This window comes from Aeromicrobium sp. REDSEA-S32_B7 (assembly GCF_001626145.1).
GTDB classification, from domain to species: domain Bacteria; phylum Actinomycetota; class Actinomycetes; order Propionibacteriales; family Nocardioidaceae; genus Aeromicrobium; species Aeromicrobium erythreum.
Map to the genome: position 1 here is coordinate 1 of NZ_LUNF01000058.1, position 12,264 is coordinate 12,264.

13 protein-coding genes and 1 pseudogene are annotated in these 12,264 nt (G+C 71.7%); 4 read left to right on the forward strand and 10 right to left on the reverse strand.

Going from position 1 to position 12,264, the window contains the following annotated elements:
* From A6Q79_RS04430 to A6Q79_RS04460, 7 genes and pseudogenes are all read right to left on the reverse strand, one after another.
* Positions 1–419, reverse strand: a pseudogene (locus A6Q79_RS04430) (hypothetical protein); the annotation flags it as partial.
* A gap of 369 nt (positions 420–788) precedes the next feature.
* Positions 789–1,112, reverse strand: a complete 324-nt coding sequence (trxA, locus tag A6Q79_RS04435) for a thioredoxin (protein WP_067861107.1) — start codon at positions 1,110–1,112, stop codon at positions 789–791.
* Positions 1,113–1,152: 40 nt separating this feature from the next.
* Positions 1,153–2,151, reverse strand: coding sequence for a thioredoxin-disulfide reductase (gene trxB, locus A6Q79_RS04440; RefSeq protein WP_067861105.1), 999 nt, complete (start codon positions 2,149–2,151; stop codon positions 1,153–1,155).
* Positions 2,152–2,242: 91 nt separating this feature from the next.
* Positions 2,243–3,823 (reverse strand): protein kinase family protein, encoded by a 1,581-nt coding sequence (locus tag A6Q79_RS04445; RefSeq protein WP_289016743.1) that lies wholly within the window; start codon positions 3,821–3,823, stop codon positions 2,243–2,245.
* Between the two features lie 67 nt (positions 3,824–3,890).
* Positions 3,891–4,328, reverse strand: coding sequence for an HNH endonuclease (locus tag A6Q79_RS04450; protein WP_067861101.1), 438 nt, complete (start codon positions 4,326–4,328; stop codon positions 3,891–3,893).
* Between the two features lie 79 nt (positions 4,329–4,407).
* Positions 4,408–4,740: a hypothetical protein gene (locus tag A6Q79_RS04455; RefSeq protein ID WP_067861099.1), complete on the reverse strand. Its 333-nt coding sequence runs from the start codon at positions 4,738–4,740 to the stop codon at positions 4,408–4,410.
* Positions 4,741–4,759: 19 nt separating this feature from the next.
* On the reverse strand, positions 4,760–5,773 hold the full coding sequence (locus A6Q79_RS04460) for a YihY/virulence factor BrkB family protein (protein WP_317696621.1): 1,014 nt from the start codon (positions 5,771–5,773) through the stop codon (positions 4,760–4,762).
* Positions 5,774–5,902: 129 nt separating this feature from the next.
* Between A6Q79_RS04460 and A6Q79_RS04465 the strand changes: the two genes are divergently transcribed.
* The 3 genes from A6Q79_RS04465 to A6Q79_RS04475 are packed head-to-tail and all read left to right on the forward strand — an operon-like array spanning position 5,903 to position 9,278.
* Entirely contained in the window at positions 5,903–7,453 is a 1,551-nt protein-coding gene (locus tag A6Q79_RS04465; protein ID WP_289016742.1) for a circularly permuted type 2 ATP-grasp protein, read from the forward strand.
* On the forward strand, positions 7,453–8,379 hold the full coding sequence (locus A6Q79_RS04470) for an alpha-E domain-containing protein (protein WP_067861095.1): 927 nt from the start codon (positions 7,453–7,455) through the stop codon (positions 8,377–8,379). The genes A6Q79_RS04465 and A6Q79_RS04470 overlap by 1 nt, the downstream gene beginning before the upstream one ends.
* 2 nt (positions 8,380–8,381) lie before the next feature.
* Positions 8,382–9,278, forward strand: coding sequence for a transglutaminase family protein (locus A6Q79_RS04475; protein WP_289016746.1), 897 nt, complete (start codon positions 8,382–8,384; stop codon positions 9,276–9,278).
* Here A6Q79_RS04475 and A6Q79_RS04480 read toward each other — a convergent pair.
* Together A6Q79_RS04480 and A6Q79_RS04485 are read right to left on the reverse strand one after the other, a co-directional pair.
* Positions 9,262–9,681, reverse strand: a complete 420-nt coding sequence (locus tag A6Q79_RS04480) for a hypothetical protein (RefSeq protein ID WP_289016741.1) — start codon at positions 9,679–9,681, stop codon at positions 9,262–9,264. The genes A6Q79_RS04475 and A6Q79_RS04480 overlap by 17 nt on opposite strands.
* A 289-nt stretch (positions 9,682–9,970) precedes the next feature.
* On the reverse strand, positions 9,971–10,447 hold the full coding sequence (locus A6Q79_RS04485; protein WP_289016740.1) for a hypothetical protein: 477 nt from the start codon (positions 10,445–10,447) through the stop codon (positions 9,971–9,973).
* A 69-nt stretch (positions 10,448–10,516) separates the two neighbouring features.
* Here A6Q79_RS04485 and A6Q79_RS04490 point away from each other — a divergent pair, with 69 nt between their 5' ends.
* Positions 10,517–11,623, forward strand: coding sequence for an aldo/keto reductase (locus A6Q79_RS04490; RefSeq protein ID WP_289016739.1), 1,107 nt, complete (start codon positions 10,517–10,519; stop codon positions 11,621–11,623).
* Between the two features lie 122 nt (positions 11,624–11,745).
* Here A6Q79_RS04490 and A6Q79_RS04495 read toward each other — a convergent pair.
* Positions 11,746–12,264 (reverse strand): pyridoxamine 5'-phosphate oxidase family protein (locus A6Q79_RS04495; RefSeq protein WP_317696633.1); only part of this gene is annotated, 519 nt, incomplete at its 5' end.

Here is a 12,264-nt window from a genome sequence, read left to right on the forward strand (position 1 = left end):
GTTGCGGCATGCCCGACAACGAGAATTTCGCCCGACGCGATATCGAGCGGCAGCAGCGCGGGATCGTTGCGCAGCAGGACGATTGCGTGGCGCGCAGTGTCCAGCGCGACCGTTCGCGCGTGATCCGCCGACCAATCGGTGGCAGGGGCGATATCGCGCAGATCGGCGCGGAACAGACCCAGATCGTATTTCGCGCCGAGTACCTTGCGCACCGCGTCATCGAGCTGGCGCATGCCGACCCGCCCGTCGCCCACCGCTTTCACTATGCTGTCCACTGCCAGCATTTGGTAAGGCGTTTCACCGGCCTCCTGTCCCGCAGCCCGGCCGATCGCGACCCATTCGGCCAGGTCGATCCCGTCGAAGCTGGCGGGGCCGCCGATCGGCAGGTCGCCATCCGCAGTCTCCTCGCGGTCACGCACCCCCGGCCGCACGGTCTCCGCCCCCCGCCTGGCCGACCTCGCCGCCCGGCTCTCCGAGCGCTACGACACCCGCGTGAAGGTCGACCTCGGCAAGGCCAAGGGCAAGATCACCGTCGAGTTCGCGACGATCGATGACTTGGAGCGGATCGTGGGTCTGATGGACCCGCCGCGGAACCAGTGATCGACATGTCGACAAAGCGATAAGTCGTTTTGACGACTGAATCTGCAAGCGTGCCGCGGTCAGGTACGACGAAGCCCCGGTGCGACGCACCGGGGCTTCGACGCTTACCAGGTCTCGATACAGAGGGGCGCCTACGGCGCGCACCACTCGACCTGCCTGAACCGCTCAGGCGCTAGGCGCCTTCGGGTTCAGGCATACTCCGAGAGCTCGTTGAGGATGGCGGACTTGGGGCGGACGCCGACGATCGACTTCACGACCTCGCCCTTGTAGTACAGGTTCATGGTGGGCAGGCCGGTGACGCGGTAGTCGCTCGGCGTCTTCGGGTTCGCGTCCGCATCCATCTTGACGATGGTGAGCGCCTCACCCTTCTCGGACGCGATCTCCTCGAGGATCGGCGCGAGCTGACGGCACGGGCCGCACCAGCTGGCCCAGAAGTCGACGAGCACGGGGCCGTCGGCCTGCAGCACCTTCTCGGCGAAGTCGGCGTCGGTGACGGGAGTGATCTCGGGCATGGGGTTCTCCTTCAGCGGATGGGGGTCGTGGGGATCGGGGTCACTCGGCCCACTGGGCCATGGCGACGTCGGGTGCGGGCTGACCGGCCTGCTCGCGGTCGGCGAGGAAGCGCTCGGCGTCGAGGGCCGCAGCACACCCGGTGCCCGCCGCGGTGATCGCCTGGCGGTAGGTGTGGTCGACCAGGTCGCCGGCGGCGAAGACGCCGGACAGGTTCGTGGCCGTGCTGCCCTGCTGGACCAGCACGTAGCCCTCGTCGTCGAGGTCGACCTGCCCCGTGAGCAGCTCCGAGCGCGGGTCGTGGCCGATCGCGATGAACAGGCCGGTCGCGTCGACGTCGCGGGTCTCGCCCGTGACGGTGTCGCGCAGCGTGACCTTCTCCAGACGACCCTCGCCGTGCAGCTCGGCGACCTCGGAGTTCCAGGCGAACTCGATCTTCTCGTTGGCGATCGCGCGGTCCTGCATGATCTTGGAGGCGCGCAGCTCGTCGCGGCGGTGCACGAGCGTGACCTTCGAAGCGAAGCGGGTGAGGAACGTGGCCTCCTCGACGGCGGAGTCGCCGCCGCCCACGACCACGATGTTCTGCTCGCGGAAGAAGAAGCCGTCGCACGTGGCGCACCAGCTGACGCCGTGGCCCGACAGCTCGTCCTCACGGGCGACGCCGAGCTTGCGGTAGCCCGAGCCCATGGCCAGGACGACAGCGTGCGCACGGTAGGTGGTGCCGTCGGCGAGCGAGACCGACTTGACCTCGCCCGTGAGGTCGACCGACGTGACGTCGTCGGCGATCAGCTCGGCGCCGAAGCGCTCGGCCTGCGCGCGGAAGTTGTCCATCAGCGCCGGGCCCATGATGCCCTCGGGGAAGCCGGGGAAGTTCTCGACCTCGGTCGTGTTCATCAGCGCGCCGCCGGCGGTGACCGAGCCCTCGAAGACGAGCGGGGCGAGGTTCGCGCGGGCCGCGTACACGGCTGCGGTGTAGCCCGACGGGCCGGAGCCGATGATGATCAGGTTGCGGACGTCATTGGCGGACGACTCAGTGCTCATGGGTGCCTTCTCGTAGACGGTCTTGCTCTGCTCAACGCAGTCTAGGTGGGGATCATTCCGCTGCCCGACCGGAGCGACGGGGGCAGGATCGTCACCGTCGACCCTTGAGGCTGATCTCGCGGACGTCGCCCTGGAACTCGCCGGGACCCACCTGGGGCAGCGCCGTCAGCCACACCACGACCCGACGGGTGATGGTGTTCGCCGGGAACGTGACGGTGACGTCGGTGCCGGCGTCGTCGAGGGTCGCGATGCGCCGCAGGTCGCGCAGGCTGCCCGGCACCTCCCCGCCGGGGCTCGTCGCGTAGACCGTGAGCGCGGTGCCGGCGCCGCCGAGCAGGATCCGCATCGAGTCGACCTCGCGCGGGCCGCCCAGGTCGACCACGAGCCCCACGCCGTCCTTCAGGCCACCGAGGTCGGCGCGGCGGTAGTAGGTGCTGGTGCGCCAGCCCGTCTCGGGGTTGCCGTCGACGGCGAGCCCCACGTCCTCGGGGTTCTCCTGGCCGTCCTGGCCCTGCGGGTCGAGGTCGCGCACCGACGCGATCCGCAGGGTGCGGGCCGGCGCCTCCTCAGTGGCGACGGTCGCGGTCGGCGGTCGGCGGTCCTCGCCGGTGAACCGTCCGACGGCGAAGGCGAGCAGCCCGACGACGGCGAGCGTGAGTGCCACGCCGGCGAGGACCAGCTTGCGGTCGCCGCCCGCGGTGGCACGCCTGGCGCGGTGCACGCTCCGCTCGAACGTGGTCGGCGGGGCCGGTTCGAAGGCCTTCGGACGTCGCCGGGGCGGCTCCAGACCGGGCGGGGGCCCCTCCGGCACGATCACGGGGTCGAGGCGCAGCAGGTCGGGCGAGGAGATGTGCAGCGGGCTCGGGTCGTCGACGTCGGCCTCGTCCTCGCCCGTGAGCCGCAGCGCGCGACCGATGTCGGCGGCCGTGCGCAGCGGGGTGCGGTGGTTCAGCGGTGGGCGCCCGAGGACCCGGTCGACGACGGCGTCGACGTCGCGGGAGACGCCCGCGCGCACCTGCCGGGGGCGCAGCAGCTTGCCGCCCTCGGCCGGCGCGGCACGCAGGCCATCGACGCCGACCCCGGGCCAGCGGGCCACGAGGCACGCGTACAACAGCTTGCCCAGGGCCTCGACGTCCATCTGCTCGTACGCCCGGAGGTCCTCGAAGGTGTCCTGGTGGCCGGCCGGTGCCAGGGCGGTGGCGACGCCGAGGCCGACGATGCGCACCGCCCCGGTCTGCTTGAGGAGGACGTGGTGCGGGGTGAGGCGACGGTGGAACAGGTTCTTCTCGTGCGCGTGCGCGAGGGCTTCAGCGACCTCCGCGACCACGGTCGCGGCGCGTCGGTTGGGCAGCGGCGACTGGCGCAGCAGCTGGTCGAGCGGGAATGCCCGCGCCCACTCCCGCACGATGACGTGGTGGTCGTGGTCGGCCTCGACGAGGTCGAGCACGCGCAGGAACCGTGGATCGGTGACCGACGTGGACTGTCGGGCGGCCTCGAGGAAGTTGTCGGCGCGCGGGTCGTCGCTGGGGACCATCTCGATGCCGACGTTGCGCGCGAGCACACGGTCGTGCGCGCGCCAGGTGGACGACCCGAGCTTCTCCGTGACGAGGTCCTGCAGCACGTAGCGACCGTCGAGCACGTCACCGGCGCCCAGGGCCCGCCGCTCGGTCATCGTCACCTCTTCCGTGTGCGGTCCATCGTAGGCCGACGGACCCCACGGCGCCCGGACCGCGAGCGGATCAGCCGACGAGGAACCCGGGCGGCGGAGCGGCCGGGGTGATGAGCAGGGTCATGCCGGCCTCGGCAGGGGTGCGGTCGGCCTTGCGGTGGTTGCACCGCAGGCACGCGGCGACGGCGTTCTCCCAGGTGAGCGCACCGCCGCGGCTGCGCGGCAGCACGTGGTCGACGGTCTCGGCGCGTCCGCCGCAGTAGGCGCACATACGGTCGCGGGCCTTGACCGCCGACTTCGTGCACAGGTGCCCGCGCCGGTGCCGCCAGCGGGTGACGACGTAGCGGACGAGCCGCAGGACCTTGGGCTTGGGGAACGGGCCGAAGGTGCCCTCGGCCTCCTCCTCGATGACCGCCACCTCGCGCACGAGCATCTTGATGGCGTGCCGCAGGGACACGCGTTGCAGCGGCTCGTAGCTGGCGTTCAGGACCAGGACGTGCTCGGCCATGGGCGGACCCTTTCCACGGCCAGAGTATCCGCCACGCCCGACATCGGGGGGTGAAGCGCGTGTGTCGTGCCGGTGAAGGTCAGAGCACCCACACGAGACCGGCGGCCGACGGCACGAGCGAGACCAGGACCCACGGCCACGAGAAGACCGGCCGGGCGGCCAGGATCGCGCGCACGGCGACGCTGATGCCGATGGCGAGGAACGCCGACATGACGACCAGCACGACGGCCCCGCTCTGCCGGCCCTGGCGGGCGATGACGTCGGCCACGACGACCAGCCCGATGACGCCGTGGATCGCGACGACGAAGAAGCAGATGGCGGTCGTCCGGCGGCGCACGACCTGTAGCGCACGGGTCTCCTCGGCCGACATCGTGCGGGCCGAGGGGCGGGGCTGCGAGCCGTGGCTGCTCATGGCAGCAGCCTAGGAGCCGTCAGTCGTCGCGGGTGGAGCGGCCCAGCACGGCGCCGAGCAGCGTCCCGAGCCCCAGGCCCACGACGAGCGGGCGCACGTACCCGACGTCGACCGGCTCCTCGTCGAGGTCGTCGTCGTCGTCACGGACGGCCTGCGCCTCGTCGTCGGCGTCCTCCAGCTCGGCGAGCTCGGCCAAGGTCGACTCGTCGGTGCACGCCCAGGAGATGCCGTACATGACGAGCCGGGAGAAGAAGTAGATCCAGACCACCAGCGTCAGGGCGATGGCGAGCGACGCGACCGGCACCGAGCTGGCGCCGCGCCACAGCGCGTGCTCGGGCAGGTCGGGCTTCGGCAGCAGGCGGAAGATCGCCCAGAACAGCACGGTGCTGACGGCCAGGCCGACGACCACCGACAGCAGCGTCAGCAACACGGTGCCGACCGGCCCGGGCAGTCCGACGAGGTCGAGCAGGAAGGTGCCGAGCGCGACGGGCAGGCCGCCGACGGACACCGAGAGGAGCAGGATGAAGCCCAGCACCACGAGCGTGACCAGGTCGGTGCCCTTCGCCTTCACGATGTTGCCGGTCTCCGACGTGGGCAGCTCGAGCATCTGGTTGAGCCCGTCGCGCAGCCCGCTGACCCAGTTGAGTCCGGCGTAGAGCGCCGTGAGCAGACCCACCGTGTAGATGGCCGGCGCGTTGGAGGCGATCTCCGTCAGCGCGATGCGACCGGGCTGCGGGTCGACGGACACGATGCCGGGAAGCACCCCGCTGAGGGCGTCGACGAAGTCCTGCTGGGCGTCGGGGTAGATCTCCGACAGCTGCCCCACGACGGCGAAGGAGACGGCCAGGAGGGGGAAGAAGCTGAGGAAGCCGAAGTAGGTGGCGCCGCCGGCGGCGAGGTTGCCGCGGTGCGCGCCGTAGTGGTCGAGGGTGCGGATGACGTGGGCGAGCACGGGGTGCCAGCCTGCGATCCGGTCCTTGATCCCGGGCTTGGACCCGTCGCCCTGCTCCGTCCGCTCCCCGTCGCCGCTCATGGCTCGACCCTAGGAGGAAGCGCGGTCCGCGGCCAACCGGCCGGGTGCTTCTGGGGTGCAGGCCGACCGGGTCTCCGCTAGACAGGTCACGAAACATGATCGACACCTCTCCTCCCTAGGGTGGCCCCCGTGAGCGACGCGCACCTCTTCGACGGCTACGGACCTGTGGCCGGGTTCGACGAGATGTTCGACGACTCGACGCTGCGCTCGGAGTACGCGCAGGTGCACGCGGCGTTCACCCGGATGGGCAACGACGAGATCCGGGCCCGCGCGGAGTCGCTCGCGTCGGCCTACCTCGACCAGGGCGTCACGTTCGGCGTCGGCGGCGAGGAGCGGCCCTTCCCGCTCGACATCGTGCCCCGCATCATCGAGGCGCGGGACTGGACCGACGTCGACACCGGCGTGCGTCAGCGGGTGAAGGCGCTCGAGGCGTTCCTGGCCGACGTGTACGGACCGGGCGAGGTGTTCACCGACGGGGTCGTGCCCCGCGAGACGGTGCTGACGTCGCCGCACTACCACCGCGTCGTCGCCGGGATCGAGCCGCCGAACGGGGTGCGGGTGCACATCTCGGGCATCGACCTGATCCGTGACGGCCAGGGCGACTTCCGGGTCCTGGAGGACAACTGCCGCGTCCCGTCGGGCGTCTCCTACGTCATGACGAACCGGCCGGCGATGTCCGCGGCGCTGCCGGAGGTGTTCGCCGACCACCGCATCCGTCCGGTGCAGCAGTACTCGCGCAACCTGCTCGCGGCGCTGCGTGCCGCGGCGCCGTCGGGCGTGAGCGACCCGAACGTCGTGGTGCTGACGCCCGGCGTCTACAACTCCGCCTACTTCGAGCACACGCTGCTCGCCCGCACGATGGGCGTCGAGCTCGTCGAGGGCCGCGACCTGGTGTGCCAGCAGGGCCGGGTCTCGATGCGCACGACGCGCGGGCTCGAGCCGGTGCACGTGATCTACCGGCGCATCGACGACGAGTTCCTCGATCCCATGCAGTTCTACCCGGAGTCGGTGCTGGGCGTTCCGGGCCTGGTCAACGCGGCCCGCGCCGGCAACGTGACCATCGCGAACGCGGTCGGCAACGGGGTGGCCGACGACAAGCTCATCTACACCTACGTGCCCGACCTGATCCGCTACTACCTCGGCGAGGAGCCGGTGCTGCGCAACGTCGACACCTGGCGCCTCGGCGACGCCGACCAGCGCGAGGAGGTGCTCGACCGTCTGGACGAGCTCGTCCTCAAGCCGGTCGACGGGTCGGGCGGCAAGGGCATCGTCATCGGTCCTGCGGCGTCGCGCGAGGAGCTCGACGAGCTGCGGGTCAAGATCCACGCCGACCCGCGCGCGTGGATCGCGCAGCCGGTGATCTCCCTGTCGACGGTGCCGACGCTCGTGGAGCAGGGCATCCGGCCGCGGCACGTCGACCTGCGGCCGTTCGCGGTGAACGACGGCGACGACGTCTACGTGCTGCCGGGCGGCCTGACGCGGGTCGCCCTGCCGGAGGGCGAGCTGATCGTGAACTCCTCCCGCGGCGGCGGCTCGAAGGACACCTGGGTGCTGGCCGACCCGTCGACGCCCGCGGACCCCAAGGACGCGGTCGACGAGGAGGCCGACGGTCCGGAGAAGGCCAAGAGCATGCGAGCGGCTGCGCCGTCGGTGCTGAACGAGGACGGGGGCGACCTCTGATGCTGAGCCGGATCGCGGAGTCGTTGTTCTGGATCGGCCGCTACCTCGAGCGCGCGGACGATACTGCGCGGATCCTCGACGTCCAGCTGCAGGTGCTGGTGGAGGACCCGGCGATCGACGAGGCGGCGTCGTGCCAGCAGCTCCTGTCGGTCATGGGGGTGGAGGGTCACACGGGTGCGGTCAACCGGTGGACGATCCTCGACCTGCTGGCGCACAACGTCGACTCGCCCGGGTCGATCGCGTCGGCGATCACGGCCGCACGCGAGGGTGCGCGGGGCGCACGGGAGACGTTGTCGACCGACATCTGGGCGTCGATCAACACGATGTGGCGCGGTCTGCCGTCGGCGCGGACGAAGCGCCCGCCGGACATGTTCGCGTGGGTCCGCAACCGGACGGCGATGGTCAACGGCATCGCCGACGGGACGATGCCGCGCGACGAGGGCTGGAACTTCTTCGTGCTGGGACGCAGCATCGAGCGCGTCGACATGACGGCGCGGCTGCTGTCGACGGCGGCGCTGGCGTCGGACACCCAGGTGGCCTGGCCGACGACGCTGCGGGCGTGCGGTGCGTACGAGGCGTTCATCCGTGCGTACCGGGGTCTGGAGGGTGACCGTCAGGCGGCGGAGTTCCTGCTGCTGGACCGGTGGTTCCCGCGGTCAGTGGTCTCGGCGCTGATGGAGGCCGAGCGGGCCCTGAGCCGTCTGGAGGCGCGCGGACAGCGTGCAGGCTTCGGCGACGAGGCGCAGCGGCTGCTGGGTCGGGCGCGCACCGAGCTGGAGTACCGGCCGCTGGCGGAGATCGTCGAGGCGATGCCGATCGAGATGGAGCGGCTGCAGCGCACGTGCGCGGCCGCGAGCGAGGCGGTCGGCGCGCGCTACTTCTCGCACTCGGACACGCACGCGTGGACGGGAGGGGTCTCGCTGTGAGCATGCAGGGACAGGTGCAGGGCCAGGGCTCGGCGTCGCAGTGGCAGAGCGGGTCGCCGCGACCCATGCAGCTGCGGGTGCGGCACACGACCGGCTTCACGTACGCCGAGGGTGCGGCGGCGTCGTACAACGAGGCGCGGATGACGCCGTTGACGACGTCGGACCAGGTGGTCCTGCGGTCGCGGGTCGAGGTGTCACCGACGGCGTGGTCGCAGGAGTACCGCGACTACTGGGGCACGGTCGTCACGGCGTTCGAGGTGCACGAGCCGCACGACGCGCTGACGGTCGTCGCGACGTCGACGGTCGAGAGCACGCCGCACGCGGTCGACGTCGCACCGGTGGGGTGGTCCGACCTCGCCGCGGTGAGCGACGAGTGGTGCGAGTTCCTCGTGCTCGACTCGTGGGTGCGTCCGCACGACGACCTCGGGGCGCAGCTCGACACGCTGCGGGCGTCGTCGGACACCCCGGGCGAGTACGCGGTGGGCGTGTTCGGCCTGGTCCACGACCACCTGCGCTACCTGCCGGGCGTCACGCAGGTGTCGACGACGGCGGCGGAGGCGTGGGAGGCCGGCGCGGGGGTGTGCCAGGACGTCGCGCACGCGACGCTCGGCGCGCTGCGTCGTGCGGGGATCCCGGCCCGGTACGTGTCGGGCTACCTGCACCCGTCGGCCGAGCCGGTGGTCGGCGAGACCGTCGAGGGCGAGTCGCACGCGTGGGTGGAGTACTGGGACGGCGACTGGCGCGGGTTCGACCCGACGAACGCGGTCGTGCCGGGCGACCGGCACGTGCTCGTGGCGCGGGGTCGGGGCTACGGCGACTGCCCGCCGCTGCGTGGCATCTACTCGACGCCGGGTGCGTCGGAGCTGTTCGTGAGCGTGGAGATCACGCGTCTGCGCTGACGGGCGTCCCGTCGTCGATCCCGGGCGGCTGCCGTCGGGCCGTGGCCGAGCCGGCGACCACCAGCAGCGCGGCGAGTGCGAGCGCCGCGGTCGAGGAGCCGAGGTCGACCATCGAGTCGAGTGCGTCGGGCCAGCCCCGCACCCCGTTCTCGTCGCTGAACCCGCGCAGGTAGGCGGCCCAGGCGACGACCGCGCCGACGGAGCCGACCACGGTGAGGACCTTCGCGACCCGCCGGGCCGACGGTGCCGCCGCCGGTTGGGCGACGACGGCCAGCATCGCGACCCCGATCAGCCCGACCACCCACGGTGTCGGCGTGACGAGGAACGGTGCCGTGCCGAGCGCCGCAGCCGTGACGATGCCGAGTGCACACGCCCCGAGCACCACGCCGACGACCGTTCGCATGCCCCTAGGGTGACGGTTCGCGGGCGTTTCGTCACGTCAGGATGGAGCGTGTTCCATCACGCGTCCCGTGGTGCGGCGAGACCACGAAGGGTCCGCCAGACGGCGACGGCCAGGACGAGCATGCCGACAAGAGCCGTGACCACCAGCACCGGAGGGGGCAGCATGCGTCGTGGTGGCCCCCGTGGCGGCTGCCCGATGGTCGGCTGGGGTCAGCGGTCCTCGCGGTGGAGTCCGGGGAGCACGACGGCTGCGGTGAGCAGACCGAGACCGACGAGGAACGTCATCATCCCTACGCTGGGAGGACGTGGGCGACCGGGCCGGCGTCCTGGTGCCGCACGGCGAGGACGAGGCAGGCACCCGACGTGGCGGCGACGGCTCCGGCGTCGAGGAGTCGACCAGTCTGCCGCCGTCGTTCGACCTCAGCCGCACGTCGAGCCGGGCTCCGCGCCCCGGCCTCGAGAAGCACGTGTCGCATCCGAGGACCGGTGCGGCGGTGGGCGAGCACCGAGAGGACGTTCAGGACCGCCACGCAGGCCCAGGCGATGGCAGACCATCGACCGAGCACCGTCTCCGACACGGCGGCCGTGGCCGAGAACGCGGCGATCGCCCAGGCTGATCGATGACGGGTGTCGAGCATGGAGAGGAGCCCCCGGTCGAGCTGGTCCTGATCCCAGGACGAGACCTGCCGGGCGGTCCGCCGAGGTGCCGAGAGGTTCAGCACGAGCCCGAGCGCGGCGAGCACCGCCATCGTCACGGGGAAGGCCATGGACCGAGGGTGCCACCTCGACGTCCGGCCGGCTCGCCGTCGTCGGTCCTGGTCGCTAGCGTCGGGGCCATGACCGAGGAGCGCTACTGGGCCGACGCCGTGCCCGAGACCCATCGTCCGTACGTCGCGGCCGAGGACCGCTACCAGCACCTGGACTACCGGCGGGTGGGCGACAGCGGGCTGCTGCTGCCGCCGGTCTCGCTGGGCCTGTGGTGGAACTTCGGCGACGACCGGCCCTTCGCGACGCAGCGCGAGATCCTGCGGCACGCGTTCGACCGCGGTGTCACGCACTTCGACCTCGCCAACAACTACGGCCCGCCGTACGGTTCGGCGGAGGAGAACTTCGGGCGGATGATGCGCACCGACTTCAAGCCCTACCGCGACGAGCTGGTGCTCTCGAGCAAGGCCGGCTGGGACATGTGGCCGGGCCCGTACGGCAAGCTCGGCTCGCGCAAGTACCTGCTGAGCAGCCTCGAGGCGTCGCTGGAGCGGATGAGCGTCGACTACGTCGACATCTTCTACTCCCACCGCACCGACCCCGGCACGCCGGTGGCCGAGACGATCGGCGCGCTCGACACCGCCGTGCGTCAGGGCAAGGCCCTCTACGTCGGCATCTCCTCGTACTCGCCGGAGCGGACGGCCGAGGCCGTGGCGGTGGCGAAGGACCTCGGCACGCCACTCGTCATCCACCAGCCGTCGTACTCGATCGTGAACCGCTGGATCGAGGAGGGCGGGGGTGCCGAGGCGGGGGCGGCAGGCGGGCAGAGCCTGTTGACGGTGCTCGACGAGCACGGCATGGGCTCGATCGGGTTCACGCCGCTGGCGCAGGGACTGCTGACGTCGAAGTACCTGGGCGACGAGCCGGCGAAGCGCTCGGGCGACCGCGGCTCCTTCACCGACGACGTCGTGACGCCCGACCTGGTGGAGCGGCTGCGCGGGCTGAACGAGGTCGCCGAGGGGCGCGGCCAGAGCCTCGCCCAGCTCGCGATCTCGTGGGTGCTGCGGCCGGGCGGTGTCACGTCGGCCCTCATCGGCGCGTCGTCCACCGAGCAGCTCGACGAGAACCTCGCCGCCGCCGGCCAGACCGACTTCAGCGACGAGGAGCTCGCCCGCATCGACGAGCTCGCCGGCACGGTCGAGGGCGTCAACATCTGGGACGTCTCCAGCGACCTCTGACCCGCAGCGGAGATTCCCAGGTCGACCTGGGAATCTCCGCCGGGCACGGTTTCCTCAGGTAAGCACGGAGAGCAAGCCGTGCTCGCCTGAGAAAACCGTGCCTCGCGCGACCGCTGGCGCGCTCAGGCACCCAGCTGCGCCGCTCGGCTCACGACGTCGGCCGGTACCTCGTCGTGGGAGTCCGCCGCCGAGACCGGGCTCGACGCGACGGTCGAGAGGGGCACGACGCCCGCCCACGCCCCGGCCTCGACGTCGGTGTCGTCGTCCACCGGGTCGCCGGCGCGCACCTTCACCGACGCCTCGCGCAGCGGGATCGCCAGCACGGCGGTCGCGGCCACCTCCTTGCGGGTGGGCGGGCGCAGTGTGGCCGAGCGGCCGGGCACGACGTGGTCGACGGTGAGGTCGAGCGCGTGCGCCTTCTCCTGCGGGTCCTCGACGATCCGCGCCTCGCCCACGACCACGGCGGAGCGGTAGTTCATCGAGTGGTGGAAGCCGGACCGCGCGACGACCAGACCGTCGAGCAGCGTCGCCGTGACGCACACGGTCCGCCGCTCCGAGCGGGTCAGCCACCGCGCGGCCACCGAGCCGTGCACGTAGAGCGTGCCGTCGGCGTCGGGACCGTCGAGGTCGACGGCGATCGC